Source organism: Arthrobacter sp. NPDC093128, from assembly GCF_040683875.1.
Lineage (GTDB): Bacteria > Actinomycetota > Actinomycetes > Actinomycetales > Micrococcaceae > Arthrobacter.
On record NZ_JBFBEY010000007.1, the window covers coordinates 179,870 to 206,622 of the forward strand.

The window sequence follows — 26,753 nt, forward strand, 5'->3', positions numbered from 1 at the left end:
ATTATTTCGTGGAAACCCTGGTTCTTGCCGCTCAAAGGAACGTCATTGACTGTCGCCCGGGCGGCGACTGAGGCACAATATGCGGCTACTGGGGGGCGGTGGCCTCCGACTTGCGGCGGCAGAGCAGTGTCCACCGGTTCCCGTCATCCTCCTTGGCATAGGAAAACTGGTCCAGTGCCACCTTGGCGAGGGCCAGCCCGCGTCCGCTCGCGGACAGGTCGCCCGGGAGTTCGGCCCTGGACAGGTCTATGCCGGCCGGCCTGGCGTTGTCCGTGAACTCTGCGTAGAGCCGCTCCGGTTCGCACTCGAGCGTGAGGACGAAGCGCACGGAGTCGTCGCCGGCGGGCCGCGAGTGCTCAATGATGTTGGATGCCACCTCAATCAGCGCGGTTTCGAACCTGATGCGGTCCATGAGTTCGATCCCGGGTTCGCCCTCCCAGAGCTCGCCGAGCAGGTCATGGACCAGTTCCAGGCTGTCGGGAACGGCCGCGGCACGCAGGCTGAACCGGCGGCCCATCAATAGGCCCCGTCCACGGAGGACACCGGCTGCAGCACCTTGTTCAGGTTGGTCATTTCCAGGACCGCGGTGATCTGCGCCGTGGGGTTGGCCAGCCGAAGGTCGCCGCCCGCCTGCCGGGTCTTCTTCAGGCCAGTAATCAGGGCACCCAGGCCGGACGAGTCAATGAAATCAGTACCGGCCAGGTCCACCACCAGCCGGACCGTTCCGTCATTGATGAGCGCATCGATGTTGGCGCCGAGGTGCGGCGCCGAGACCATGTTGAGCCTGCCGACGGGACGGATCACGCCCACTCCGTTGGCCAGGGTCTCGTTGTTGAATTCGATCACGGATTTCCTTCTTTCTTTTTGGTGCTGTCCAGCCAGGCATCGTAGCCGGGGTAGCGAACGGCCTGGATGACCACGCTGAAGATCAGCAGGTCAAAGGCTATCCACACAAAATTGACGGAACTGCCCAGGAGGTCCCCCTGGCCCAGCAATAAACGGATGACGCCCACCACGGCCGCCAGCACCAGGACAGCCATGGCCATCAGCTGGGGCCGGACCAGGTGCCACGGCAGCCGTTTGCGTGCCTGCAGCGTCTTGGGTGTGACCCGGAAATCCAGGTCCCGGCCCAGGAACACGTTCCCGAATGCGGAGGTAACCGACTTGATCCACGTGGGGAACAGCGCCAGCGAGTACTGCTGGCCGCGCCATGTCTTGACGCCTCGTCCCACCACGAGGAACAGGACCTGGTTGACCACCAGGAAGGGGATGAGGCGGAGGAAGAACTCGTTGCTCAGCGACTGCACGGGCAGGATCCCCAGGATGAGGTAGATGACCGGTGCCGCGATGTAGGCCACGGCGGCGAAGCCGGCGAGGTAGCTCCACATGGTTGCCAGGTACATCAGCCGCTGGGCCAGGCTCAGCCCTTTTTGCAGCAGCGGGTTCTCCCGGAACATGACCTGCATGGTGCCCTGCGCCCACCGGAGCCGCTGGGTCAGCATCGAATCGAGGTCCTCCGGAGCCAGGCCGTCAGCCAGCTTCTCGTGGTGGTAGGCAGATTCCCAGCCGAGCGAATGCAGCCGCATGCACGTGGCCATGTCCTCGGTGACGGAGATGGTGGCGAGCGGCATGACGGCCTGCGCCTCGCCGGCCTTCTCGGCGTTGACGGAATCGATCAGAACGCGGACGGTTTCCACCGCTCCCAGCGGGGACCAGTCACGTTGCGACAGCCTGTCCAGCGCAACGTCGTCGACGACGGCGAGTGAACCGTCCACGTCGATGGTCCGGGACAGCCCCTCAATGGAGTTAAGCTCCGCGTGCAACGCCGCGAAGTCTTCCGCCACCAGGTTCCGTGCCACTGTGTCCACCCGTTCCTGGAAGCGGTAGGTGACGTAGGCGATGGCCTGCCCTTCGCTGAGCTCCCGCCGGACCTGCCGGAGGTCCGCCGCCACCGTGGACAAGGCGGCCGCCAGCCGTTCCTGCCCGGGGCCAAGCTGACGCCTCGCCTTGGCCACCACCTTGTCCGCCGTCCGGAGTGCCTTGTTCAGCGCCAGCTCGGTTTCCGAAACGTAGCGCATAACGCCCAGCTGCATCAGGGCTTCCCGGCGGATGATCGCGTTCGAACCGCAGAAGAAGGCGGCGTTCCAGCCGTCCTTCCCCTGCTGGATCGGTCCGTAGAACAGTGGCGCCTGGCTGCCCAGCGGATCGTGGGGCGGGACATTCACGAACACCTGGGGTGTTTGCACCAAGGCCATCTTGGGGTCGTTGAAGTAACCGAGGGTGTGGTCAAGGATCCTGGGATCCGGTATTTGGTCGGCATCCAGGATCAGCATGAACTCGCCGTCGGTGGCGAGCAGCGCGTTGTTGAGGTTGCCTGCCTTGGCATGGCGCGGGCGGTTGGCCCAGTCCTCGGACCGGGTGATCCAGCCGATGCCTTCCGCTTCAGCGATGGCCCGCAGTTCGGCCCGGTTACCGTCGTCCAGGATCCAGGTCCTGTGCGGGTACGCGATATTCCTCGCCGCCCGCGCCGTTCCCATCACGAGGTCCAGGGGCTCGTTGTAGGTAGTGATGAACACGTCCACCGTCAGGCCCGCCGGCGGTGCCGGCGGAGTGTCCCGTTGCCTGTAACGCCACATGGTGACGCCGAACAACAAGGAGTCCAGCAGGGAGTAGGTCTCGGCCAGGACGAGCGGTACCGCGATCCACCAGGCGTCCCAGTTGATGGACGCCATCCAGCGCCAAATGATGTAGTTCAGGCCCAGGATGGCCGTCGCCAGGACGATCAGCCGAATGGCAAGCTGCCGCGATGTCATTGCCCGGCTGTCCCCCTGGATCCTGGTCGGTTCGGTCAGCCGGCCGGTGGGGATCCGGCTCCAAAGTGAGACCAACGGAGCGGAAAAGACGGACTGTCCTGAGTCAGTCCAACCTTATCCGCCCGCCGCGAAAACGGCTAAGGGCGGAGCGAAGTGTCCGACGAAAATGGGGGCGGCCCGTCAGCTGGCGGCGACTTCCTCCGGCGACGGACCATCAGGTTCCGTGAGGTGCCGCTGATGGAGTTCCTCCGCCGCCAGTTCGTACCAGGTATGGGCGCCGAACGACGGATTGCGGGTGTCCAAATGCCGGTACAGGGCATCGGCCAATTTGCTGAGGGCGTCATCTGACATGGCCCGGACTGTTGAGGCGGGATCCATGTTCCCTTCGAGGTATTCGGACAGTTCCAGGCCGTTGATGGTGCGTTGCTCCCCGGCGGCTGCCAGGACGCCGTCGGGGTCGGGCCCTGGGGTGGTTTCGCCGTCCAGGAGGGCGTTGATCTCCCCGTCCAGGGCGGCCTCGTCACCGCCTGACAGTCCGGCGTGCTCCAGGCAGATGGGCAATTCGGCGGGCTCGGCAAGTTTGAGGCGGAAGGCCTCGGAGCCGCCCGCCACGGCTCCGGGGTTTGCGTTGGCTGCAGCGGCGCTTCCGGCGATGTGGCGCAGGTACATCAGGACTTCGGGGTCCAGATGCGACGCACCGTGGAGGTCTGCCGTGATGTCCTGTTCGGGGGAGAGCCGGCGCGCGCGGCGCATGATGTGCAGCAGCACGGGGTAATTGGCTTGGGTCAGGCAGCCGGCGACTTCCAGGGTTACCCGTCCGGGATCAACATCCACACGGACCAGCACACGCAGTTTATGGTTCAAGGCTTCTCCCACAGAGACTTCCAAGAGCCAGCTTCATAACTCACCTAAACCATACGAAATTGTTGCCCACGCCACAAGCCGCCCCTCCGGCCCGGACGTCTTCGACGCCACCGCACGGCCATCGACCTTGCGGCCGGCATCAGAAGCTCCGGGACGTGGCGGAAAAGCTGGTGGGATCGTTCGCCGCCGAGCGACACGCCACCCACTTCGACTGCTAGGCGGCTAGCAGCGGCTTCGACCAGGCCGCGCTTCGACTTGGCGGCGGAGGCCAGCCGGTTGCCTATGACGCGGTTACTTATGAAGCCGTCACTTCATCCGTGGGCGGCTGTTCCGGCCAGTCAATGAACTGCTCGTACGCGTCGTCGTGCTTCTTAAGGTAGGCGTAAATGAAGGGGCAATGCGGAATGATCCGCTTCCCTGAAGACACCACATCGTCCAAGGCGAAATGCGCCAGCACCTTTGCCAGCCCCTGCCCCTTGAAATCCTCCGCGGTGTCCGTGTGGATGAAGTCCACGTGCCCCGGTCTGTCCATAAAGCGCGACTGAACCGCCAACTTGCCGCCCACACGCAGTTCGTAGCGATGAAGGGCGTCATTCCGGATGGTGGTGACGTCCGGGCTGAACGTGTCTTCAGTGGATACCGTGTTCTCCGTCATGATTCGACATTGGCACTTAAAGGCGCCGGTGGCAATGGCCCTCCGGCCCCGCCCGGCGCGCCGTTGGTCCTGCCCTCCGGGCGGGCAGTCGCGCCGCCAGTCCTGCCCTCCAGGCGGGCACGCAGCGATTTCCCGCGAACCGGAATCCGGCCCAACAGGAGCACGGCCAGGGCAAAGGACGCCGCGCCTCCGCCCAGCAGTCCAAGCGTCAGCCCGTTGATCGCTGCGTCGGCCACCGGGATGAACACCACGACGGCGGCGGTCACCACGGCGGCGGCGGGCCGACGGCGGGAGTGGGCGGACGCCGTCGGCCGTTCTTCGAGCCGCCCGAAGGCGGCCAGCACCGGCATCAGGAGCACGATGATGCCGACCAGGACCAGAGGCCGCGACCACCACCATCCGGCGGTTCCCGCCGCCGGTTTGGGGAAGCCGGTGAGCAGGAGCAGCCCGGACATTGTTGCCAGCAGCGGCAGGTGCCACAGGTAAACGGTCATGGCCCGCCGTCCGGCCAGCCCGACCACCGTCCGCACCCATCTTGCCGCGGCCACACCGGCGAGGACCGGCCGGGAAAGCTGCAGCGCCGCGGCCTGGGCCACGCCAAGGAGCAGCAAGCAGAAGGTGGGCGGGTTCAGGTTTACCAGCATGTTGCCCCGGTACAGCCCCAGGCCCGTGACGAGGCCCAGCAGGAGGTTGCTCGCGACGATGATGCCAACCAGCGCGGAGGCACCGGGCCTCCGTTCCGGGGCGTCGGCGAGGATGAATCCCAGCTGCTGGACGGCGCACCATAGGAAGACCATGTTGGCGTAGGCCAGGAGCGGTTGGGCCGCGCGGAAGCAGTCCACTGCCACCACCAGCGAGGTGAGCCCGGCCAACGCTAGCCACGGGGCCCGGTCATGGAGCGCAGCCAGCAAAGGGATGTTCAGCTGGGCCGCCAGATACGCGGCGAGGAACCAGAGCGGCATCCCGGCGCCGGTGACGATCAGCTCCACCACCTGGGGTTCCACGCCAAACAGCCGCGCCGCCCAGAGCCCCGCGAACATAACAGCCAGCAGGGCCGCGGCCGGGCGGATGAGGCGCAGCAGCCTGGCCTGGGCGAATTCCAGGCCGGTGCCGCCGTGTGCCCTGAGCCGGCGCCAGGACTGCAGTCCGGTGATGCCGCCGGCCACGAAGAAGAGCGGCATCACCATGAATATCCAGATGATCGGCTCGAACCAGCCCTGCAGGGCCAGCGTGTTTTCGGTGGTCACCGTGCCGTCAGGGTGGAGCACCGGGCTGACCATCATGGTGTGTCCCACCACCACCAGGGCCAGGCAGAAGAAGCGGGCGAGGTCGATCACCAGGTCGCGTTCCGGTGCGGGCAGGTCCGGCACCGCGCCTGCGTGCTGGGGCTGTCGTTGCTGCGGAACACCCATTGCGCTCCCTACGGACGCGGATCGATTCTCTGCGTACCTTCCATTGTCCGCCGGGCGTCCGTCAAGGGCCACAACCGGGGCGGCGCTCAGGCGAGCAGCAGCCCCAGCAGGCCGAGTACGACGGCGAGCAGCGGCGTCGTGCCTTGCGTGGCGGCCGCACGGAGGTACTTCCGCCCGGTCAGGGCCAGGACGGCGGCAGCGAGCAGCATGGAACCGCAGGAGCTGAAGATGAGGGTCCAGCCGACTGCCGGCTGGCCGAGGAGGACCGCGCCGGCACCGATCAGCGCACCGAGGGCCAGGAACAGGTTGTAGAAGCCCTGGTTGTAGGCGAGCGGCCGGGTGGTCTCGGCGTCGGACTGCGAGGCGACGCCGAAGCGCTTCCAGGTGGCCGGCCGGGTCCAGGTGACGGACTCCATGGTGAAGATGTAGACGTGCAGCAGGGCCGCGATGAACGCGAAAACGAGGGAGGCCGGGATCATGGCTCGATCCTAGCCTCCCTCGTTGGGAGTTTTTGTCCACTTACCGCGAGCTAACGGCCCTCAAAGTCGCGTTATGTGGACAAAAACTCCTATTTCGTGAGGGTGGACAGGGCTCCGGCGGCGAAGTCCCTGGCGGAGGCGTTCCACGTCCCGAGCAAGCCCTGGAGGTTTTCACCGTCGGCACGGTACGAACCGGTTTGCGCTTCCAGCGTTGCCAGCACGCCGGTGCGGAGTTCGGTGTTGAAGTTCACCTTGCCCACGTTCATGGCGGCGGCCTTGACCAGTTCCTCAGCCGGGATGCCGGAGGCGCCGTGCAGCACCAGCGGGATGTGGGTGCGCACTGCGATGTCCTGCAGCACGTCCCACCGCAGCTGCGGCTCCCCTTTGTACTTGCCGTGCACGTTGCCCACGGCCACGGCCAGGAGCTGCGCACCGGTGCGGGCGATGAAGTCCTCCACCTGGGCGGAGTCAGTCAGCCCGGCGGTGCCGGCGCCTGTGGGCGACGAGCCGGAGGCGTCCGCACCGAAGGCACGGTCCTCGTCACCGGCCAGGCCGCCCAGTTCCGCTTCAATCACGACGTCGGCATGGCCTTGCGCTGCCAGCACGGCGCGCGCTTCGCGGACCAGTGCGATGTTTTCCTCGTACGGCAACGACGAGCCGTCCGCGAGGACCGAATCCGCCCCCGCCGCGACGGCGTCGGCTATCACCCGCAGATCGGAGGCGTGGTCCAGCTGCACCGCGACAGGGACGCTGGCGGCGTCCGCCAGCCCGCGGAGCGCCGTGACGAGCCGCAGCCCGTTGGGGGTGGCGGCAGTCTTGGGTGCCACCAGCAGGATGGCGCCGCGGCCGGCTTCTTCCGCTGCCTCCACCACGGCCAGGGCGGTGGTGAAGTCGTAGCAGGTGAAGGCCGGGACGGCTGCACCCTGCTGGAGGGCGGAAACTACCAGGTGGTCGAGTCGGGCACGCATCAGGCGCTCAGGCCTCCCACCAGGATCCAGGCCACGAAGGTCAGGGCGAAGCCGGCCAGGCCAAGGATGGTGGTGAGTACGGTCCAGGTCCGGAGGCCGTCCGCGACGGTGAGTCCGTAGTAGCGCACCACCACCCAGAAGCCTGCGTCGGTCACATGGGAGAGGCCCAGGGAACCGAAGCCGATGGCGATGACGATCACGGCGATCTGCGCCGGCGTATAACCGCCGCCGCTGACGGCGGAGGAGAGCAGGCCAGCGGTGGTCACGATGGCCACCGTGGCCGAACCCTGGGCGGCACGGAGGGCAAGCGAGATGATGAAGGCGAGCAGCAGCAGCGGCACACCCAGCGTGTCAAGGGTTTCGGAGAGTGCCTTGCCGATGCCCGAGACCTGCAGCACGCCGCCGAAGACGCCGCCGGCCGCGACAACCATCAGGATGGAGGCGATGGGCGGCAGCGCGCCTTCGAAGATTTCCCCGGTCTCCTTGAGGGACCACTGGCGGCGGACGGCCAGGAGGAAGAACGAGAGCGCAACAGCCACCAGGAGGGCGAAGAACGGGTTGCCGACGAACGCCGCCACTCCGTACCAGGCGCTGTCCTTGCTGATTGTCAGCGTGCCCACGGTGCCGAGGAGGATCTGGGAAATCGGGGCGGCGATTAGGAAGATGATCAGGCCGGGGCGCGGCGGGGCAACCGCCTGGGCTCCGGGGCCGTCGTGGCCCACGTGCACCAGGGAAGCGGAACCGAACTCGTCCACCTGGGCCTTGACGGCGGGCAGCAGCTCGTAGTCCTTGCGGTTCATGATCGACGCGACCCAGTAGGACAGGAAGCCGAGCGGCACGCAGATGGTCAGCGAGATCAGGGCGATCAGTCCGATGTCGGCGCCAAAAACGCCGGCGCCGGCAACGATTCCGGGGTGCGGCGGTACGGCCACGTGGATGGCAAGCATGATGCCGGCCATGGGCAGGCCGAACTTGACGGGATGGACGTTGGCGATCTTGGAGAAGGCGTAGACGATCGGGACGAGCACGATGATGCCCACCTCGAAGAACACCGGTATCGCGACGAGGAAGCCCACCGCGGTGAGGGCGACGGCCACACGCTTGGCGCCCAGTTTGGCGGTGAAGTGGTCGGCGAGGGACTGGACGCCGCCGGAGACTTCGATCATCCGGCCCAGGACGGCGCCGAGGGCGATCAGCAGGGCGACCTTGCCCATGGTGCTGCCCACGCCGTTGGAAACCACGGTGAAAACGTCCTTGAGCGGGATCTGGGCCGCCACGGCCACCAGGATACTGACCGTCAGCAGTGCCACGAAGGCCTGGATCTTGAAACGGATGATCATAACCAGCAGGAGCGCGACGCCGGCGGCGGCAATGGTCAGCAGCAGCGGAGTACCCAGCTCCACGGCCGGCTTGATGACGGGGGCGTCAGCAGCCCGCACCATCAACGAGTTGATCAGGGGGTTCATTGGGATTGTCTCCTTTGACAGACCAGCACGGCTGGCCGACGGGGTGGTTCGACGACGGCGGAGGGGGGACCGCCGTCGTCGGGCTTTAGTTGTTGTGGAGTTTTTGTCCAGATAATGGCGCCAAATGGCCTTCTAAATCGCATTATCTGGACGAAAACTCCGGAGGAGGGAGCGGGTGGTTAAGCGGTGCGCTTCGTGGGGGCGACAACCTTGATGACGGCGGAGTCGTCTGCTGCGGCGAGGCCCTGGGCCTGGCCCAGGAGGTACAGTTGCTCGGCTGCTGCCGCGACGGGGGCGGCGAGGCCGGCGGCGCGGGTGGCTTTGCCCACGATACCCATGTCCTTGACGAAGATATCCAGGCGGCTGAGCACTTCGGCGCCCTCCTCCGTGTAGGCCTCGAGGATGCGCGGGCCGCGGTTGGAGAGCATAAAGGATCCGGCGGCGCCGGCTTCGAGGGCTTTGAGGGTCTTTTCCTGGTCCAAACCGAGGGCGTCGGCCAGGGCCAGGGCCTCGGCAGCGGCAGCGATGTGGACGCCGCAGAGGAGCTGGTTGACGGTCTTGAGGGCCTGGCCGTCGCCGGGCTTGTCGCCCACGACGGTGAGGGTGGAGGCCAGCAGTTCCAGGGCCGGGCGGGCCTTTTCCTGGGCCTCGGGCGAGGCGCCAACCACGATCAGCAGGTCGCCTTCACCGGCGCGCTTGGGGCCGCCGGAAAGGGGCGCGTCCACCAGTTCGACGCCGTATTCGGCCAGGCGGTCCGCGGTGGCCGGGATGGCGTCGGTGCCCACGGTGCTGCCGAGGATCACCACGGCGCCCGGCTTGAGCACGGAGGCCACGCCGTTCTCGCCGAAGAGGACATCGTTGAGCTGCTCGCCGTTGCGCACGGCCAGGAGCAGGGCGTCGGCCCCTTCCGAGGCTTCGCGGGCGGAGGCGAAGGTGCGGATGCCGGCTTCTTCGGCGAGCTTCAGGCGCGGCTCGGCGATGTCGAAGCCGTGGACCGTGAGCTGGCTGGCCAGGCGGGTGGCCATGGGCAGGCCCATGGCGCCAAGGCCTAGAACGGTGATGGTGTAGCTGCTGGTCATGGTGTTCTCCATCGAATCTTGCGGTGGTGGGGAGGTTTAGAAGGTGTTGCTGAGCTTGCGGGTGACGTCGGCGAGGGACTGGTCGTCGCCCACATTGCCGGCGAAGACGATGTACGGGATGCCCTTGGCGGGGCCGTCCACCGGCTCCCACAGGCTCACGATGCCCGGGAGCATGGGGCCGCGGACGATGGCGTGCCGGATTTCCAGGCCGTGCGCGGCGACGTCCGAGGACGTAATGCCGCCCTTGGCAATCACGAAGCGCGGCGGAAAGGTCTTGAGCGTGCGGTTCACGACGGCGACGACGGCGGCGGACACCGTGCGGGCGATCCGCAGGCTTTCGGCGGCGTCGTCGGTCCTGATGAGCAGGCGGCTGGTGTGCACGATGACGTCGCCGCTGTGCAGGGCGTTGACGACGTCGGCCACTACCGTGCCGAGGTAGGCGTCCGCTGCGTTTTCGGCAGCGAGGAGACGTTCGACGTCGATCTCGACGATGCGTGCTGAGCTGTGCTGTTCGGTGAGGGCCTTGAGTTGGCGGGTGGTCACGCCGACGTGCGAGCCGACCACGATGAGTCCGCCGGCTTCCGAGGGGGTGTTGCCGGCGTAGGCCTCTTCACCGCTGAGTTGGGTGCGGATTTCCTGGCCGATCCGGGCGCGGACGAAGGGCGGGCCCACGCGGTAGAGCAGCTTCTTGCCGCGGTGTTCGGCTTCCTCGAGGCCCAAGGAGAGGGCACGGAGGTCGTTTTCGGAGACGATGTCCGCCACGATCGGGGTGGAGTCGGTGGCGGAGTCGATGGCGTCGGCGATGGCCTTGGCGGAGATCTGCGGATCGCCGTCCGGCCCTGCGGCGCGGATGATGTTGAGGTCCAGGACGATCACGGAGTCCGCGGCAAAGCGGCCGTTGGACTTCTCCTCGACGTACTTGGCCATCTCGGAGTTGGCGAAGCCGAAGGATGCGTCCTTGGCGAACTCGGTCTCGGCCACGGGGGTCAGCTTTCCGGCGTCGGCCCCGGTGCCGCGCATGTAGTGCACGCCGCCGATGGTTACGCGGCCGGCGTCGGGGAACGCCGGAATGATGACGACGCCGTCGGTCTTCTCGCCGCTGACAGCGGCCACGGTGGCGGCGATGACATCCGGTTCCAGCGGGTAGTGGCCGCGGAGGGTGGAGTCGCTGCGGCTCACAAACCCCAGCCGGAGCCGTTCTCCCTCGGTGGCGCCCGCGGCGGCCAAGGCGTTGCGGACGATTTCCTCGTTCCGCGCGGCGGCCTCGGCCGGGTCCAGGCTGCGCGTGTTGGTGAGCACGTAGACGGCGGGCTTGCCCTGCGCAAAGGCCCAGGTGAAGTCGGCAACATCCCAGCGGGTGAGGACCGGCAGGTCCGCAACGGACTGCGTGCCGGTGGGGTCGTCGTCGAGCACTACGAGTACTCGGGGCGAGGACCCCGATGACGCCGCTACAGCGTTGGCAACGAGCTCAGCGGGAATCTGGATCTCCGCCGGGAAGGCGGCCAGTACATCTGCTTCAAGGGGCACTTTGCACTCCGTTGTGTATGAAATCTCTGTTGCGGGTAGGTACTTGTAAGATGTCTGACATCTAACATTTGAATGCTAGTGTGGCACAAGGCACAGGGACGCGCAAGTAGACTTGTCGGACAAATCGTCGCTCATCGCGGAACGGGGGAAAGTTGGCACGGAAATCACTGGTCGGCGTGGTGGCCGATGAACTCCTGGACCGGATCATTGCCGGCGAGTTCCCGCCCGGGGCCAGCGTCCCCGGCGAGCTGGAACTGAGCGCGAAACATGAAGTCAGCCGCATGACCGTGCGTGAGGCGATGAAGACGCTGGAGGCGCAGCGCATCCTGAGCGTGGAGCGGGGACGGGGCACCTTCGTCAATCCGCTCAACCGCTGGGCCTCGCTGGAGGCAGTCCTCCGCGCAGCTTCAGAGGGCAAAAATGATGCGTCCGCGGCCATCCAACTGATTGAGCTCCGCCGAATGCTGGAAACCGGGGCCTGCGAACTGGCAGCCGGACGCATCAGCGACGCCGAGATTAAGACACTCCACGGCTACGTGGCGGCCATGCGCAAGGCTCACCAGTCCGACGACCTGCCGGCGTTCGTGGAGGCTGACCTCGCCTTCCACGACGTGATCCTGCGTGCCTCGGAGAACGTTTTTGTCGCCGTCCTGTTCGAGCCGCTGCACCGGGTGCTGGAGAAGCGCCGGACACAGACCTCCAAGGTCCGGGACATCCAGGAACACGCCATCGGCCATCACCAGGCGATTGCCGAGGCTTTGGAATCACGGGACCCCGCGCGCTCCCGCGGAGCCATGGACGCCCACATGCAGCAGACCCTGGATGACCTGAAGACGTACGTGCTCGAGGCGAAGAGCGCCTGACGGACTACGCGAGGGAGACCCGGGCGGCCGTGCGCGCCTGACGGACTAGGCGAGGGAGAGGAAGAGCTTCTCCAGTTCGGCCCGGTCCAGGCTGGGGTCCTCCTGCTGCATGCACTGCTGCAGGCCGGTGGCAATAATGGAGAATCCGGCACGGTCAAGGGCACTGGAAACGGCTGCCAGCTGCGTGACCACGCTTTTGCAGTCACGGCCCTCCTCGATCATCCGGGTCACAGCCGCGAGCTGCCCCTGCGCGCGGCGCAGCCGGTTGATGACAGGCTTCATCTCGGCGGGATCGAGTTCCATTACTTCCTCCGTGGCTTCTGGACTGCCCTAATCATATACCCCCCTTGGTATTTTCTCCCGGCCGGCTCGTGGCAGCAGACGTCACCATCGGGCTTCGCAGGGCAGGTGAATTGCGCCCTTCGGCCCTGTTTTCCGCAGAACCGGGAGGTCACTATGGAATTGTGAGCACGTTCAGCATTCCCGGACCTGCACGGACACCATCCGCGGCACACACTCCTGCGCCCCACCCGTGGAACCGCTTCGTGGCGCTGGGGGATTCATTCACCGAGGGCTATGGCGATCCGGAGCCGCGGAGCCCCGGCGGTGTGCGGGGCTGGGCTGACCGGGTCGCGGAGGAGCTGAGCCTGGGCCACCGGGATTTCGCCTACGCCAACCTGGCAGTCAGGGGCCTGCTGCTTCAGCAGATCGTTGATGACCAGGTGGGTCCGGCACTTGAACTCAAGCCGGACCTGATCACGCTCTCCGCAGGAGGCAACGACCTCGTGTTCCGCGGCAGCGATCCCGACAAGCTGGCCGAGAAACTGGACCCGGTAATAGGACTGCTCAGTGCCACCGGCGCAACAGTGGTGATCTTTACCGGACCGGACTGGGGCGACACCCCGGTGTTCAGCCGCATCCGGGGCAGGGTGGCCATCTTCAACGAAAATCTCCGCACCTTAGCGGCCCGCCACGACGGCGTGGTGGCCGACCTGTGGAGCCTGCGCCAGCTGACCGGTCCGCAAATGTGGGATCCGGACCGCCTGCACTTCTCGCCCCTGGGCCATCACACCATAGCGGCCATGGTGCTCGAGACGCTGAACGTGCCCCATACCCTGCAGCCCTTGCAGCCCAAGGTCCTGCCCACCAGCAGCTGGAGGCAGGCCAGAAGCAGCGATCTGGTCTGGGCAAGGGATTACCTGTTCCCGTGGGTGCTGCGCCGGGTGAGGCAGCGTCCCACGGTCCCGGGCCTGAAGGCGAAACGCCCGGAACCTGGCCCGGTGTTCGGGCCCGGGATGCCGCACGGCCCGCTTCCCGCCGGCCCCGACCGCTGAGCACTGACTGCCGGGTTCCTCGCCGCGATCGTGTCCTGCGGCCGCAGCTGCAGCAATCGCGGCGGCCACCGCCGCGGCGAAACCCTAGTCGTTCGGACCTTCGTCCGCTAATCTGCAGGGACGGCCCGCAGTTCCGGGTGTCAATGGAGATTATGAGGAGCGAAGTTGTCGAATCACACCTACAGCATTTCTGAAATTGTCGGAACTTCAAATGAGGGCGTGGACGCCGCCGTCCGCAACGGGATTGCCGAGGCCGCGAAGACCCTCCGCAACCTGGACTGGTTCGAGGTCAAGGAAATCCGCGGCCACCTGGCAGACGGCAAGGTGGCCGACTGGCAGGTAACCATAAAACTGGGCTTCCGCCTGGAGCGCTAGCGGCGCAGCCTCAGCGCGAGGTTGCGCCCGCCGTGCGGCGCCAGACGGTGGCCGATCCGTTGTAGGACGGGAAAATGTGTCCTTCAAAAAAAGTCTGTCCGTCATGCGGTGCGTCGTCAGGAGCCCACAGCCCGGATACCGGGCAGTGGGTGCCTGTGGCGCCGGACGTGGCCACTCGCTCCCGGAGCAGTGCGATGCGCTTCATCGTTGAATCCCATCCTTGGTAGTGAAAAGGTCTACCCCAAGGCTAGGAAACCAGCCGTGCTCCCCCAATGGGCGTTCGTCCAGAATCACCCTGGTTGATGGGGCGGCTGCACAGTCGCCGTTACCGCAGGGCCGTCCTTCGGAACATGGTTAGCGTCGGTCAAACACCAGGCCGCCGGGGACCTGGAACGTGGGCATGATTTCCATCATTCCAAGGTTCACGTGGGCCGGCGCTTCGATGGCGTAGTCGAGGGCGTTGACGATGTCATCGGTGGTCAGGGATTCGAAGCCCTCGTAGTACGTCTTCCAGGCTTCCTCCATGGCCTCGGGCGTGCCGCCCATGTTGCGGCCGAAGATCTCCGTCTCCACCCGGCCCGGGCAGATCTCGGTGACACGGATCCGCTTGCCCACCGTGTCGTTCCGGAGCTGGCGGGAAATCTGGTGCACCGCTGCCTTGGTGGCGTGGTAAACGGTGTGCCCGTAGAAGTTGTAGACGCCGGCAATGGAGCTGATGTTGACCACGTGGCCCAGGTCGCGCTCCACCATGCCGGGCAGGATCAGCCGGGTCAGGTGAAGAAGCCCGCGGAGGTTGACGTCCACCAGTTCGTCGACGTCGTCCTCGGAGGAATCCAGGATGTTGCCGGGGCGGGAAACGCCGGCGCAGTTCACCAGCACGTCCACCTTGAGGCCGTCAATCGCCGCGGCGAGGGCCTTGGTGTCGGTGAGGTCGACGACGTGCGGCACGGCGCCGGTGCGGTCCGCCAGTTCGTCCAGCCGCTCCTGGTTGCGGGCGACGGCGTGGACGGTCAGGCCGCGCTTGGCAAGCCGTTCACTGATGGCGGCTCCCATGCCGGTGGAAGCGCCGGTGACGAGGGCTGTGGTGTAGTCGGAAAAAGGCATCAGGTCTCCATTGAAGGGTTGAGCGGCCGGGCCCCGGAACGGGACCCGGCCAACGTGCTGTGGATTCGCCGGCGGAGTGGATCAGGTGCGGCTGCGGGTCAGGCGTCCCGCAGCGGCTCATGGGCCCGGTCTTTGACCGTGCTGACCGCCGCGAGGGTGCCCAGTGCCGTGATGACGGCGTAGAACGCGGGCATGTAGATGTTGCCGGTGCTCGAGATGAGCCAGGTCATCAGCAGCGGGGCCGTGCCGCCGAACAGGGCCGAGGAAACGTTGTAGCCAAGACCGTAGGCGGAGTAGCGGACGCGGGTGGGGAAGAGTTCCACGATCAGGATGTGGATGACGGCGGTGTGTCCGGCGAAGACCACCGCCATGATGCAGGCGCCGAGGATGGCGAGGCCCATGTTGCCGGTGGCGATCAGGGCGTAGGCCGGGATGCCGACGATTGCCATGGCGATGGCCGAGCCGGCGATCACCTTCTTGCGCCCCACACGGTCCGACAGGGCGCCCATGAACGGAATGGCGATGCAGATGGCGACGAGGCTGCAGGCGGTAACGATGAGCGCCTCACCGATGGTGAAGTTCAGCTGCTTGCCCTTCAGGAAGGTGGGCATGTAGGAGAACAGGACGTAGTAGCCGGAGCCGTTCATCAGCGGGATGAACAGGGCCAGGACCATGGCACGGCGGTGTTCGGCGGACTTGAACGCTTCCTTGAGTGGGTTCTTGGACAGGCCGCCCTCTTCCTTCAGCTTCACGAAGTTGGGGGTGTCGCTGATGGCCTTGCGGATGTACCAGCCGATGATGCCCATGGGGATGGCGACAAGGAACGGGATACGCCACGCAAAGGCACCGAACCCGCCGCCGTCGATGGCCGCCTGGCTGAGCCACGGAGACATGGAGAACGCCACGAGGGTACCGGTGAGGAGCGCCGCGAAGGATGCGATCTGTGCGTAGGAAGTGATGATGCCGCGCTTGCCTTCGGGGGCGTGCTCAGCCAGGAACGTCATAGCACCGGCAGCCTCGCCGCCGACGGAGAAGCCCTGCAGCATCCGCAGCAGCACAAGCAGTACGGGTGCGGCGATGCCGATCGCGGAGTACGCGGGCAGGAGCCCGATGCCTGCGGTGGCCACGCTGATGAGCAGGATGACGAAGACCAGCAGTTTCTGGCGTCCGATCCGGTCCCCGAGGAAGCCGCAGACCACCGCACCGAGGGGTCGGACGAAGAACGAGACCGCGTAGCCGGCGAAAACGAACAGCAACGCGTTGTCCGGGTTGCCGGGCGCCAGGAAGACGAGCGCCAGCGTCCCCGCCATGAAGGCGAAGATGCCGTTGTCGTACAGTTCCACGAAAATACCGACGCAGCCGGCTGTGACGACTTTGCGGGTCTGCTTGCTGCTGAGCCGCTCTTGGTGCGGCTGGGCCGCACGCGTTGAAGTTGACATGGCTTTCCTAACTAAGGGGAGGGTAGCAAGGCTTTGGAGCTGATGCGAGGGTTTTTAGCTTCCTACTGCCGGGGCCAGATCGTGCCAGTGGGGCCGGGCGCCGATCCCGAGGAGGCCGAACACCGTGGTGACGGCGGCCCGGAGGTTTTCGAGTTGGCGTGTTGCCGTCCGGAGGGCTCCGGCGGCTTCGGCCACGGTGGTTCTGCGGAAGGTGACCGTGTGCCCCGGCCTGGCCTGAGCCAGGATGTCCAGGGACATGCTGGTCACCACGGCCAGGACCGGATAGCCGGCGGTGACACCGCGGCCGCGGTGCAGGACCAGGAGTTCGTCCCGGGACGGGACTTCCACAGCCCCGACCGGAACGCCGCGGGAGAGCAGCTCGGCGGACGACTGCCGTTCCGGCAACTCACCGCCAAGGCGGAGGCCGATGTGGTTGCTGCGTCCGCTGACTGTATAGCTTGAGGAAAACAGCAGGCCGGCCGAGTCGCCGAACTCGTCAATGTCCGGGCCGTCGGTGACGTCCACTGCGAGCTCGGTTCCGAACTCGGGGCGGTTGAGCCCCAGCCGGAACAGCGGCAGGTCGAAATAGGGCTGGCGGATCGGGGCCACGCTGCGTCGGACCTTCAGTTGGGTCCCTTCCGCCAGTTTGAGGCCGAACCCGACGACGGTGTCCGGTGCGCAGCTTCCCAGCAGGACCGGTGCGGCGACTGAACCGTGGATGGCCAGGTAGGCGCGGAGCCCGCCGGTCATCCCCCGGGCCGCCAGGGTTTCGCCTGCCCGGACCGAGACGGGTTCCCACTGCGGGCAGGTCCGTCCGCCGACGGACAGGGTGACCGGCGCTCCCGTGACGGCAACGAGGATGTCGGTGTCCGTCCGCAGCCGGAAGTCCAGTGCCGTGATTTCGATGAGGGGATCGTTGTCCTCGTTGCCGGCGAGGATGTTGGCGGCCCGGGCGGAGAACTGGTCGAGGGCGCCGTTCACGGGCAACCCGTAACGCGGCCCGCGGAACCGGCCGAGGTCGGTGACCACGGAGTTTCCGGGCTGGCTGATCGTCAGGACGCCGCTCATCGTGCCGGCTCCAGGTACCGTCCGGCGTACCCGCCGAAGTCAGCCGCCGGGATGGGGATGAAGCTCAGCCTGTCTCCGGGCGTATAGGGAACCAGCGGTTCGTTGGCCAGGTTCAAGAGAGTCAGCGGCGTCTGCCCGATGACGCACCATCCGCCAGGGGCGGTGGCCGGGGCGATGACGGCCTGGCGGCCTGCGACGGCAACGGCACCTGCCGGCACGCTCAGCCGAGGATCCTTGAGGCGGGGCACGGGCAGCGGGAAACCGGGGCCGTCCATCATGGGCGATCCAGCAGGGGCTCCGAGGCACCTGATGACGTAGGAATCGGCGCAGTGCAGCCTGACGACGTCTTCCATGCTCAGCCCCTGCTGGCCAGCAACACGTTCCAGGTCGGGGCCGTATTCGCCGCCGTAAACCACCGGCACATCAAACTCCCGGGGCGCCCGGACCTCGGTGTCAGCGTGGCCGAGCTGGCGCAGTCCGAGCTGCACGAAGGCTTTGACCTGGCGGGCCGAAGTGGACCGGGCATCAAATTCGACCAGCACGGAGTCGTAGGTGGGAACGGCGCCGTAGACTCCGTCGGCTCCCGAAGATTCCAACCACTCTGCAAGGCGGTGAACCGTTGTCCAGTTGGCTTCACGGTCTGCATCCACTGCCACCACGCGCAGGGCAGAGTCGCCTGACTCGTGCACCTCGATGGCCGCTGCGTTGACGGACATGTCAGGCCACCTTTTCCTGCCTGGCGGCAAGCACCTGTGCCAGTGGGGCGATGGTGACCCCGGCCGCCGTGAGCCCGGCCCGGATGAGCCGCGCAAGCTGCACGGCTCCGGCGTTGTCGCCGTGGAGCAGGATGGTGTCCGCCTGGATGGGGATGTCGAAGCCGGCAACGGTTTCGATCAGACCCTCGCAGACCATCCGGACAGTCCGTTCCACGATCACTGAAGGATCATGGATGACTGCGCCGTCCCGGCCCCGGGGGACCAGGGTGCCGTCGGCTTCGTAGGCGCGGTCCGCGATGCCAACAATGGCAACATCGAGGCCGCGGTCGGCGGCGGCCAGGGCAAGTTCGCCGTCCTGGGCCAGGATGATAAGCCGGGGATCGGCTCCAAGTGCGGCGTCTGCCACGGCGGCCGCGTAGTCCGCCCGCGTGGCCACGAGGTTGCCCAGGCGTCCGTGCGGTGCCAGATGGGCAACCCGGGTTCCGTGGTACGCGGCAAATCCGGACAGCGCGCCAAGCTGGTAGAGGACGTCGGTGCGTACTTCGGCAGGAGTCAGGTCCATGGCGCGGCGGCCGAAACCGCGGAGGTCCGGGAAGCTGGGGTGGGCGCCAATTCCGACTCCGCGGCGCACGCATTCGGCTACCGTGGCGTCCATGATGTCCGGGTCACCGGCGTGGAAGCCGCAGGCGATGTTCGCACTGGACACAACCTCGAGCAGGGCCTGGTCATCCCCCACGGTGTAGGCGCCGAAGCCCTCGCCCAGATCGGCGACGAGATCAACTGTCGGATTCATCTTTGCCTCACTAACGTGGATGGTGGTCAATGTCTTTTCAGGAACATTAGGGGAAGAATATTTCATGTAAGTAAATTTGAAAGTCCATAAATAATCGGAATGACCCCACGGGAATTTGTTATGAATTCCTATATTCCGGGCCGTCTTTGCTTGAATAGATTCTGGCATCGAGACGGAGCTCACACAAAGACCGATTCAATGTCACGTGATAGGCAGGAGCTATGACCCGTGAGCCCCGGTCGCCAACTTCACGCGGGTTCGGGAGACATAGAATCGGGCTATGACCACTGCCTTCCGGGAGCGGCGGAGAAAGGTGGAGAGGCATGGACACCAGGAAGTTGGCCTACTTCGTGCAGATCGTTGATTCCGGCAGCATCACCAAGGCAGCCGCGGCCTTGCATGTGGCGCAGCCCGCACTGAGCCAGCAGGTTTCATCGCTCGAAAACGACCTGAAACAGCGACTGCTGATCCGCAGCAAGAAGGGCGTCGAGCCGACGGCGGCCGGTCACACCCTGTACCGGCACGCCCAGATGATCCTTCGCCAGGTGGAGCAGGCGCGCCAGGACGTGGAAACATCCGGAGCAACACCTTCGGGCCGCGTTTCCGTGGCAATCGCCCCGTACAGCATGGCGTCCAGCCTCGCGCCGCAGATCATCAGCGAGGTCAACCGCCGGTACCCGGACGTCGTTGTGCACCTGACGGAGATCTATGGCGGCGTCTTGAGCGAGGCCATCAAAAACGGCCGGCTGGACATGGCCCTCATCTACGAGCCGGGGCCGATCCGTGGCGTCCAGTTCACCACCATGATCGTCGAAGACCTCTACCTGGTGATCAGCCCGGAAGCCGGAATCCAGGCGGCGGACGGGGAAATCAGCCTCCGTGATGTGGCCGGGCTGGGGCTCTTCCTGCCCGAAAAGATCCACACCCTGCGCCAGATCGTGGAACGTGGTTTCGACGAGAGCAACCTCCGGCTGCGCCTGATGGGCGAGGTGGAATCCGTCCCCTCGCTGGCAAGGCTGCTGCGTGCCAACCTTGGCGCCGCAATCCTGCCACGGTCGGCGGCGGACGCCCTGTTCCATGAAGAGGACTTCCAGGTGCTGCGCATTACCGGCCCGGCGCTGCAGTCAAAAATTGCACTGTGCACCCCCGACCACGAACCTCTTTCCGAGGCCGCGTCCGCCGTTCTGATTATATTGAAAGAAATGCTTCAGAACATGATGAGCCAAAAGTATGGCCACTAGATCGCACTCCCGAGCACGACGGTAAACAGCCATCGTTCCGCCTTATCGGATCACCCGAATTAGGTATTATTCACGGCGCTGGAATTTCCCTAGGATCAAGAAAACAAATGATTCAATTTCCTGCCCCAAAGGGAATTGACCAGGGAGCCGTGAGGAATACCGCCATGAAGAAAACAGGCACAACCGCTGCACTCACCTCCCGCCCCGGTAGCCGACTGGCGGCCAGGACGGGAAGCCACTGCCCCGTCAACGGATTCTGGCGCGCCGAAGCCGACACTGCCGATCCGCTGTTCGTCTTTGAAGGCAGCATCATGCCCACCCGCGCAGGTCGCGGCACCACCTGGTACCTCGTCGATACCAGAAGCCGGCTGGCGGATTAAGCCGGAGAAAGCCCGAGCCGGCGGGCGGCTTCCTAGACTTCCACGAGCAATCCCTTGGCCTTCAGCACGTCGGTCAGCTTGCAGAGCTCAATGGTGGTTCCGCCGTCGTGGTACTGCCTGATCAATTCGCGTTCGGCGTCGTCGCGTGCCTGTGACAGGGCGATGACTTCCTCGGCTTCCTCGCGGCGGACCACAACGACGCCGTCAGCGTCGCCGCGAAGGATGTCACCGGGGTAGATGATTTCGTCGCCGAACACGACCGGGTGGTTGATCGGACCCAGGGTTTCCTTCACCGTGCCCTTGATGCAGATGTTGCCGGAGAAGACGGGCAGCCCCAGCTCGATCAGGTCCTGGGTGTCGCGTACGCCCGAGTCCGTGACCATCGCGGCGATCCCCTTGGCCTTCATGGCGTTGCCCAGCACGTCGCCGAACGTCCCGGCCTCCTCGTACTCCCCTGCCGCCACCAGGACAACGTCGCCGGCCCGGGCGTAGTGGATGGCCACCTGCAGCATCAGGTTGTCCTGTGGTGCGCAGCGGACAGTGACGGCCGGCCCGCAGAAGGACATGGACCGGTCGATCGGCTTGATCCGCGAGCTCAGGGCGCCCTTGCGGCCCTGGGCTTCGTGGATGGTGGCGGAGGAAAAGGCGGAGAGCCGGCTGACGACGTCGGCGTCCGGGCGTTCGATGTTGGCCTTGACGTGGATCATGGGAGATTTCCTAACAGGAGTGGGGACTGCTGGCTGGGTGAAGCGGAGGTGCCGCCGGATCTCAGCTGAGGGCCCGGACGGCCTTGTCGATGGCCGCCGTGGCTTCCCGGATGATGTCCAGGCTGGTGGCAAAGGAAATGCGGAAGTACGGTCCGAGCCCGTAGGCGGATCCATGGATCGTGGCAACGTGCGCCGCGTCGAGGAGGTACAGCGTGAAGTCCTCATCGGAGGTGATTTCGGAGCCGTCGGGCGTCCGCTTTCCGATGACGCCGGCGCAGTTTACGTAGGCGTAGAAGGCGCCTTCGGCGGGGGCGCAGCGCAGGCCGTCGACGGCGTTGAGCCCGGCCACGGCGGCGTCGCGGCGGTCCCGGTAGACGGCAACGCTCTCGCTGACGAAGTCCTGGGGACCCGACAGGGCCGCCGCGGCCGCTGCCTGGCTGACCGAGGACGGGCAGGACGACATTTGCGACTGCAGCTTGTTCACGGCTGCGATGAGCGGCGCGGGACCGGCTGCATAGCCAAGCCTCCACCCGGTCATCGCATAGGCCTTGGACACCCCGTTCACCAGGAGGATCCGGCCCCTCAGCTCCGGAGCCACCTCGACGAGGCTGGCAATCTTGCCCTGGCCGAAGTGGATCTCGTCGTAAATTTCATCGGTGAGGACGTTGACCTGCGGGAAGTCCTGAAGTGCGGCGGCCAGGGCACGAAGTTCCTGGCGGCTGTAGACGGCACCGGTGGGATTCGACGGCGAGTTGAGGATCAGCCACTTGGTGCGCGGCGTGATGGCACCGCGCAGCGCCTCCGGCGTGAGTTTGAAGCCGGTCTCCTCCGTGCAGGGGACAATGACGGGCGTGCCGTCGTTCGCCAGGACCATGTCCGGGTAGGACACCCAGTACGGGGCCGGGATAATGACCTCGTCCCCGGCGTCGAGTGTGGCCATGAGCGCCAGGAAGATGACCTGCTTCGCGCCGCCGCCGATGGTGATCTGGTCCGGTTCGAACCTGACCCCGGTGTGGTATTCGAGCCTGCCCAGGATGGCTTTCTGGAGCGCGGGGGTGCCGCTGACGGAGGTGTATTTGGTTTCACCGGCCTCGATGGCGGCGACGGCCGCGGCCTTGATGTGCGGCGGTGTATCGAAGTCAGGTTCACCGACCGTCAGGTCAAGGATCCGTCGGCCCTCGGCTTTGAGTTCACGTACCCTCGCGGCGGCTGCCACGCTCGGAGACGATTTGATGCGGCTGACACGGGCGGCTGGGGAAAAATCAGGCATGGTCTCTTCCAGGTTCTTGAGTGGGACGCAACCAAAGAACGGTTCCTTCATTCGAGCGTAGGGACTCGGTGGAGGAATGGATAAGACCTATTCTGCGTGGACGGATAAGCAGAACTTATGTCAGGGCGGGGGAAGATCCAGCCGGTTACTGGCCGTTACGGGCCTAGGACGCGCTGCCGGCGTCGCTGACATCGGCTATCTGCGTGGCCCGCGGTCCGCCGTTGGTCCCCGACGCATCCCGGCCCTCTCCGGCACCGAAGCTGCCCAGCAGCGTCAGGGAATCGGCCGACGGCGAACCCGGCTTTGCGGAAAACACCCGGAGGACCTGGTCCGGATCGTCCGGCAGCACCAGGTTCTCAAAGTTCAGTTCCAGGTCCCCGACCACGGGATGGTGGAGCCGAAGGCTGCCGGCGGACGGTGCGGCAACCCTGTGCCCGGCCCACCACTGGCGGAAGTGTTCGCTGTGCACCGCGAGTTCGCCCACCAGCTGGTTGGCCTGGGCGTCGTTCGGGTGCCGGCCGACATCCACGCGCAGGGCGCCAACGGCTTCGGCTGCCACGGTCTTCCAGTCCCGGAACAGTTCGCGGGTGCGCGGCTCGAGCATGAGCCAGCGGGTCAGGTTACGCTCCCCGGCGGGCATCGCGGGGAAGTCGGCAAACAACAGGAAGGCCAGGCGGTTACCGGCCAGGACATCGTTGCGGCGGCCCAGGACCAGCGCGGGGACATCGCCCACAGCGCCCAGCAGCTGGCGCAGCGCCGGCCGGACGCCCTGGGCAGGGATCGGCGGTCGCTGCGATTCAGCGCAGTGTTCCAGGAGGTCCATCATGTGCGCCTGTTCGCTGGAGTCCAGTCGCAGCGCACGGGCCACGGAATCGAGCACGGCCCTGGACGGGTGGATGTTGCGGCCCTGCTCCAGGCGGGTGTAGTAGTCCGTGCTCACATCCGCCAGCCGGGCTATCTCCTCGCGGCGCAGCCCGGGAACCCTCCGGGCACCCGTTGTGCCGGGCAGCCCGGCGTCCTCCGGCTTCAGCCGTGACCGCATTGCTTTGAGGAATTTTCCAAACTCGGCGCTCTGACCCATGCCTTCCATTGTGCACGGCGGGGAAGCTCCCTTTCTACAACGAAGGTAGGACTGCCAGTCCTAGGAAAAACAGGAACAGGCATGCCTACTGACAGGGCACCGGAAAGTGCATAGGCTCGATGCATAGCCCGCATGAAAGCGGTTTCCCGCGAGCCCTACGACCGGAAGAACTGACGATGTCCCAGACGCACCAAACCACCATTCCGCAGCTGACCCTCAACAACGGCGTACAGATCCCGCAGCTCGGCTTCGGCGTCTTCCAGGTGCCGCCGGAAGAAACACAGCGCATCGTCGAGGACGCGCTCGAGGCCGGCTACCGCCACATTGACACCGCCGCGGCCTACCGCAATGAGGCAGGCGTCGGGGCCGCCATCGCCGCCTCCGGCATTCCGCGCGAGGAAATCTTCATCACCACCAAACTCCGCAACGGCGAACAGGCCACCGCCCACGAGGCTTTCCAGAACAGCCGCAAGGCACTCGGCATCGACTTCGTGGACCTCTACCTGATCCACTGGCCGGTGCCGTCCCAGGGGCTCTTCACCGACGCGTGGAAAGCGATGGAAAAGCTCTACGCCAACAGCCAGATCCGCGCCATCGGCGTCTCCAACTTCCTTCCGGAGCACCTGGACACCCTCCTCCCGGCCGCGGATGTGGTCCCGGCCGTGAACCAGTTCGAAATCCACCCCACCTTCCAGCAGCAGGAACTGGCGGCCAAATGCCGGGACCTCGGCATCGCCGTGGAGGCGTACAGTCCGCTGGGCCAGGGGTCTGACCTGAACGCCGCCGCAGTAAAAGCGCTGGCCGGCAAATACGGTGCAACGCCGGCCCAGGTGGTGCTGGCCTGGCACCTAGCCCAGGGCACCATCGTCATCCCCAAGTCCGCCGATTCGAAGCGCATGCGGGAGAACCTCGGTGCCGTCGCCGTCGAACTCTCCCCCGCTGAACTTACCGAAATCACCGCGCTGGAATCCGGTGCCCGGGCGGGCGCCGACCCCGCCGTCGCCGCCTTCAGCCAGATGTAGCAAGCACCAGACACCAAGAACCCCACAACCCAAAGGACCCTTAGCATGCAGTACACCAACCTTGGCCGTTCGGGCCTGAAAGTATCCCGCCTGTGCCTGGGCACCATGAACTTCGGACCCCAGACCGAAGAAGCGGCCGCGCACTCCATCATGGACTCCGCCCAGGATTCCGGCATCAACTTCTTTGACACGGCCAACGTCTACGGCGGCTCCGGCAAGCACGGCTGGACCGAGGAAATCATAGGCCGCTGGTTCGCCCGCGGCGACGAGCGGCGCGAACGCACGGTCCTGGCCACCAAGCTCTACGGCACCATGACGGACCGGCCCAACGAGTCCAAGCTGTCCGCCCTGAATATCCGGCGGGCCCTCGATGCCAGCCTCAAACGGCTCCAGACGGACTACATCGACATCTACCAGTTCCACCACATCGACCGGAACACGCCGTGGGACGAGATCTGGCAGGCGATGGAGGTGGCCGTCCAGCAGGGCAAGATCCTGTACGCGGGCAGCAGCAACTTTGCCGGCTGGCACATCGCCCAGGCCCAGGAATCCGCCGCCCGGCGCAACTTCACCGGCCTGGTCAGCGAGCAGTCCATCTACAACCTCCTCACCCGCAACGTGGAGCTGGAAGTCATCCCGGCTGCGCAGCAGTACGGACTGGGGCTGATCCCGTGGTCGCCCCTGCACGGCGGCCTGCTGGGCGGGGTACTGAAGAAAGAGCGCGACGGCGTCCGGCGCACCGAAGGACGGGCGGCCGAAACGCTGAAGAAGCACCAGGAACAGATCCGCCAGTACGAGGACCTGGCCGACGACCTCGGGCACGAGCCCGGGGATATTGCCCTCGCGTGGCTGCTGCACCAGCCTGCGGTCACCGCACCGATCGTGGGTCCGCGCACGCAGGAACAGCTCGACGCCGCGATCAGGGCCTTGGACGTGACGCTCGACGCCGATGCGCTCAAGCGCCTTGACGACATCTTCCCCGGCCACCGGACGGCCCCGGAAGACTACGCCTGGTGACCTGTCCCGCAACGGTGGCGGCGCCGTCGGACATCCTGTTCATCGGCGGAACCGGCGTAATCAGCGCGGCGGCGGCGGAACACGCCGTCGCGCTGGGCCACCGGCTCACCATCCTGAACCGCGGACAGTCCGCGACCCGGCCGGCGCCCGGAGGCGCCGAGGTGGTCACCGCCGATATCCGGGACGCCGCGGCCGTGCGGGAGGCGCTGCGCGGCCGCCAGTTCGACGCCGTGGCGGACTTTATTTCCTTCACTCCGGACCACGCGGCGGCGGCCATCGAGCAGTTCTCGGGCCGGACCGGCCAGTACGTGTTCGTCAGCTCAGCCTCCGCGTACCAGAAGCCGCCCGCCCGCCTGCCGATCCTGGAATCGACGCCGCTGCGCAACCCCTTCTGGCAGTATTCCCGGGACAAAATCGCCTGCGAGGACCTGCTCATGCGGGCCTACCGGGACGACGGCTTCCCGGTCACGGTGGTCCGCCCGTCTCACACGTACGACCGCACGAAAATTGCGCTGCTGGGAGGCTGGACGGACATCCACCGCATGCGGCAGGGCCTGCCGGTGCTGGTCCATGGGGACGGCACGTCGCTGTGGACGCTGACGCACAGCCGGGACTTCGCTAAGGCGTTCGTTGGCCTGCTGGGCCGGCCGCAGGCAGTGGGCGAGAGTTACACCATCACCTCCGACGAGTTCCTCCCCTGGGACCAGGTGTACCGGCTGTTTGCCCGGGCTGCCGGCGTCGCGGCACCGGAGCTGGTGCATGTGGCCTCGGAACCATCGCCGCGCACGATCCCGGACGCGGCCCGTGGCTGCTCGGCGACAGGGCGCACTCCGTGGTGTTCGACAACTCGAAGATCAAGTCGCTGGTGCCGTCCTTCCACTGCTCCATCCCGTTCGCGGACGGCGCCCGGGAGATCCTCCGCTGGCACGATGCGCACCCCGAACGGCAGCAGGTTGACACCGGATTTATGGCGCTCAGTGATCGGCTGGTCAGCTGGGCGCGCCGGCCGTAAACGAATCGTTGGAAGACTGGGCCATTGGACATCTGTGCAAACGGACTCCGATAGGAAAGACTCTATAA

At 66.0% G+C, this 26,753-nt stretch carries 28 protein-coding genes and 1 pseudogene; 8 read left to right on the forward strand and 21 right to left on the reverse strand.

What is annotated here, in order from left to right; translation table 11 throughout:
• Positions 1–85 precede the first annotated feature (85 nt).
• The 11 genes from AB0N24_RS10635 to AB0N24_RS10685 form a co-directional block, all read right to left on the reverse strand.
• Positions 86–517, reverse strand: a complete 432-nt coding sequence (locus tag AB0N24_RS10635; protein ID WP_364123556.1) for an ATP-binding protein — start codon at positions 515–517, stop codon at positions 86–88.
• Positions 517–846 carry an STAS domain-containing protein gene (locus tag AB0N24_RS10640; protein WP_364123558.1) on the reverse strand — a complete coding sequence of 110 codons (330 nt, stop codon included), beginning with the start codon at positions 844–846 and terminating at the stop codon, positions 517–519. The genes AB0N24_RS10635 and AB0N24_RS10640 overlap by 1 nt, the downstream gene beginning before the upstream one ends.
• Entirely contained in the window at positions 843–2,813 is a 1,971-nt protein-coding gene (locus AB0N24_RS10645) for a glycosyltransferase family 2 protein (protein WP_364123560.1), read from the reverse strand. Before AB0N24_RS10645 ends, AB0N24_RS10640 begins: the two co-directional genes overlap by 4 nt.
• A gap of 180 nt (positions 2,814–2,993) precedes the next feature.
• Positions 2,994–3,677 (reverse strand): hypothetical protein, encoded by a 684-nt coding sequence (locus tag AB0N24_RS10650; protein ID WP_364123562.1) that lies wholly within the window; start codon positions 3,675–3,677, stop codon positions 2,994–2,996.
• A 295-nt stretch (positions 3,678–3,972) separates the two neighbouring features.
• Positions 3,973–4,332, reverse strand: a complete 360-nt coding sequence (locus tag AB0N24_RS10655) for a GNAT family N-acetyltransferase (RefSeq protein ID WP_364123564.1) — start codon at positions 4,330–4,332, stop codon at positions 3,973–3,975.
• A complete protein-coding gene (locus AB0N24_RS10660; protein WP_364123566.1) occupies positions 4,329–5,744 on the reverse strand; it encodes an acyltransferase in 1,416 nt (471 codons plus the stop codon). Before AB0N24_RS10660 ends, AB0N24_RS10655 begins: the two co-directional genes overlap by 4 nt.
• An 86-nt stretch (positions 5,745–5,830) precedes the next feature.
• On the reverse strand, positions 5,831–6,223 hold the full coding sequence (locus AB0N24_RS10665; protein WP_364123568.1) for a DUF1304 domain-containing protein: 393 nt from the start codon (positions 6,221–6,223) through the stop codon (positions 5,831–5,833).
• A gap of 89 nt (positions 6,224–6,312) precedes the next feature.
• Positions 6,313–7,191: a class II fructose-bisphosphate aldolase gene (locus AB0N24_RS10670; RefSeq protein WP_364123570.1), complete on the reverse strand. Its 879-nt coding sequence runs from the start codon at positions 7,189–7,191 to the stop codon at positions 6,313–6,315.
• Positions 7,191–8,657 carry a GntP family transporter gene (locus AB0N24_RS10675; RefSeq protein WP_364123572.1) on the reverse strand — a complete coding sequence of 489 codons (1,467 nt, stop codon included), beginning with the start codon at positions 8,655–8,657 and terminating at the stop codon, positions 7,191–7,193. The genes AB0N24_RS10670 and AB0N24_RS10675 overlap by 1 nt, the downstream gene beginning before the upstream one ends.
• Before the next feature lie 179 nt (positions 8,658–8,836).
• Positions 8,837–9,736, reverse strand: coding sequence for an NAD(P)-dependent oxidoreductase (locus tag AB0N24_RS10680; protein ID WP_364123574.1), 900 nt, complete (start codon positions 9,734–9,736; stop codon positions 8,837–8,839).
• Between the two features lie 36 nt (positions 9,737–9,772).
• Entirely contained in the window at positions 9,773–11,263 is a 1,491-nt protein-coding gene (locus AB0N24_RS10685) for a four-carbon acid sugar kinase family protein (RefSeq protein WP_364123576.1), read from the reverse strand.
• 152 nt (positions 11,264–11,415) lie between these two features.
• Between AB0N24_RS10685 and AB0N24_RS10690 the strand changes: the two genes are divergently transcribed.
• The gene (locus AB0N24_RS10690; RefSeq protein WP_104173832.1) at positions 11,416–12,126 is read left to right on the forward strand and encodes a FadR/GntR family transcriptional regulator; all 711 of its coding nucleotides are present in this window, start codon (positions 11,416–11,418) and stop codon (positions 12,124–12,126) included.
• A 45-nt stretch (positions 12,127–12,171) separates the two neighbouring features.
• On the opposite strand, the gene AB0N24_RS10695 is transcribed toward AB0N24_RS10690, so the two are convergent.
• Positions 12,172–12,429: a metal-sensitive transcriptional regulator gene (locus tag AB0N24_RS10695; RefSeq protein WP_364123578.1), complete on the reverse strand. Its 258-nt coding sequence runs from the start codon at positions 12,427–12,429 to the stop codon at positions 12,172–12,174.
• Positions 12,430–12,605: 176 nt separating this feature from the next.
• Between AB0N24_RS10695 and AB0N24_RS10700 the strand changes: the two genes are divergently transcribed.
• Together AB0N24_RS10700 and AB0N24_RS10705 are read left to right on the forward strand one after the other, a co-directional pair.
• Entirely contained in the window at positions 12,606–13,460 is an 855-nt protein-coding gene (locus AB0N24_RS10700; RefSeq protein WP_364123663.1) for an SGNH/GDSL hydrolase family protein, read from the forward strand.
• A 165-nt stretch (positions 13,461–13,625) separates the two neighbouring features.
• Positions 13,626–13,835, forward strand: coding sequence for a dodecin (locus AB0N24_RS10705; RefSeq protein ID WP_104173833.1), 210 nt, complete (start codon positions 13,626–13,628; stop codon positions 13,833–13,835).
• Positions 13,836–13,845: 10 nt separating this feature from the next.
• On the opposite strand, the gene AB0N24_RS10710 is transcribed toward AB0N24_RS10705, so the two are convergent.
• From AB0N24_RS10710 to AB0N24_RS10735, 6 genes are all read right to left on the reverse strand, one after another.
• Positions 13,846–14,040: a hypothetical protein gene (locus AB0N24_RS10710; RefSeq protein WP_364123580.1), complete on the reverse strand. Its 195-nt coding sequence runs from the start codon at positions 14,038–14,040 to the stop codon at positions 13,846–13,848.
• 149 nt (positions 14,041–14,189) lie between these two features.
• Positions 14,190–14,939, reverse strand: coding sequence for an SDR family oxidoreductase (locus AB0N24_RS10715; protein WP_364123582.1), 750 nt, complete (start codon positions 14,937–14,939; stop codon positions 14,190–14,192).
• Between the two features lie 98 nt (positions 14,940–15,037).
• Positions 15,038–16,378 carry an MFS transporter gene (locus AB0N24_RS10720; RefSeq protein WP_214951571.1) on the reverse strand — a complete coding sequence of 447 codons (1,341 nt, stop codon included), beginning with the start codon at positions 16,376–16,378 and terminating at the stop codon, positions 15,038–15,040.
• A 54-nt stretch (positions 16,379–16,432) separates the two neighbouring features.
• Positions 16,433–17,446 (reverse strand): allophanate hydrolase, encoded by a 1,014-nt coding sequence (locus AB0N24_RS10725; protein ID WP_364123584.1) that lies wholly within the window; start codon positions 17,444–17,446, stop codon positions 16,433–16,435.
• Positions 17,443–18,162, reverse strand: a complete 720-nt coding sequence (locus AB0N24_RS10730) for a carboxyltransferase domain-containing protein (RefSeq protein ID WP_364123586.1) — start codon at positions 18,160–18,162, stop codon at positions 17,443–17,445. Before AB0N24_RS10730 ends, AB0N24_RS10725 begins: the two co-directional genes overlap by 4 nt.
• A gap of 1 nt (position 18,163) precedes the next feature.
• Positions 18,164–18,955, reverse strand: a complete 792-nt coding sequence (locus AB0N24_RS10735) for a 5-oxoprolinase subunit PxpA (protein WP_364123588.1) — start codon at positions 18,953–18,955, stop codon at positions 18,164–18,166.
• A gap of 323 nt (positions 18,956–19,278) precedes the next feature.
• Between AB0N24_RS10735 and nac the strand changes: the two genes are divergently transcribed.
• Positions 19,279–20,196, forward strand: coding sequence for a nitrogen assimilation transcriptional regulator NAC (nac, locus tag AB0N24_RS10740; RefSeq protein WP_364123590.1), 918 nt, complete (start codon positions 19,279–19,281; stop codon positions 20,194–20,196).
• 164 nt (positions 20,197–20,360) lie between these two features.
• The gene (locus tag AB0N24_RS10745) at positions 20,361–20,576 is read left to right on the forward strand and encodes a hypothetical protein (protein WP_364123592.1); all 216 of its coding nucleotides are present in this window, start codon (positions 20,361–20,363) and stop codon (positions 20,574–20,576) included.
• A gap of 32 nt (positions 20,577–20,608) precedes the next feature.
• On the opposite strand, the gene AB0N24_RS10750 is transcribed toward AB0N24_RS10745, so the two are convergent.
• The 3 genes from AB0N24_RS10750 to AB0N24_RS10760 form a co-directional block, all read right to left on the reverse strand.
• Positions 20,609–21,283 carry a 4-carboxy-4-hydroxy-2-oxoadipate aldolase/oxaloacetate decarboxylase gene (locus AB0N24_RS10750; RefSeq protein WP_364123594.1) on the reverse strand — a complete coding sequence of 225 codons (675 nt, stop codon included), beginning with the start codon at positions 21,281–21,283 and terminating at the stop codon, positions 20,609–20,611.
• Positions 21,284–21,344: 61 nt separating this feature from the next.
• Positions 21,345–22,553: an aspartate transaminase gene (locus tag AB0N24_RS10755; RefSeq protein ID WP_364123596.1), complete on the reverse strand. Its 1,209-nt coding sequence runs from the start codon at positions 22,551–22,553 to the stop codon at positions 21,345–21,347.
• Positions 22,554–22,716: 163 nt separating this feature from the next.
• The gene (locus AB0N24_RS10760) at positions 22,717–23,634 is read right to left on the reverse strand and encodes a helix-turn-helix transcriptional regulator (protein ID WP_364123598.1); all 918 of its coding nucleotides are present in this window, start codon (positions 23,632–23,634) and stop codon (positions 22,717–22,719) included.
• A 176-nt stretch (positions 23,635–23,810) separates the two neighbouring features.
• Between AB0N24_RS10760 and AB0N24_RS10765 the strand changes: the two genes are divergently transcribed.
• From AB0N24_RS10765 to AB0N24_RS10775, 3 genes and pseudogenes are all read left to right on the forward strand, one after another.
• Positions 23,811–24,656, forward strand: a complete 846-nt coding sequence (locus AB0N24_RS10765) for an aldo/keto reductase (RefSeq protein ID WP_364123600.1) — start codon at positions 23,811–23,813, stop codon at positions 24,654–24,656.
• Between the two features lie 45 nt (positions 24,657–24,701).
• Positions 24,702–25,673, forward strand: coding sequence for an aldo/keto reductase (locus tag AB0N24_RS10770; protein ID WP_364123602.1), 972 nt, complete (start codon positions 24,702–24,704; stop codon positions 25,671–25,673).
• Positions 25,667–26,685: pseudogene (locus AB0N24_RS10775) on the forward strand (NAD-dependent epimerase/dehydratase family protein). Before AB0N24_RS10770 ends, AB0N24_RS10775 begins: the two are co-directional and overlap by 7 nt.
• Positions 26,686–26,753: the final 68 nt, after the last annotated feature.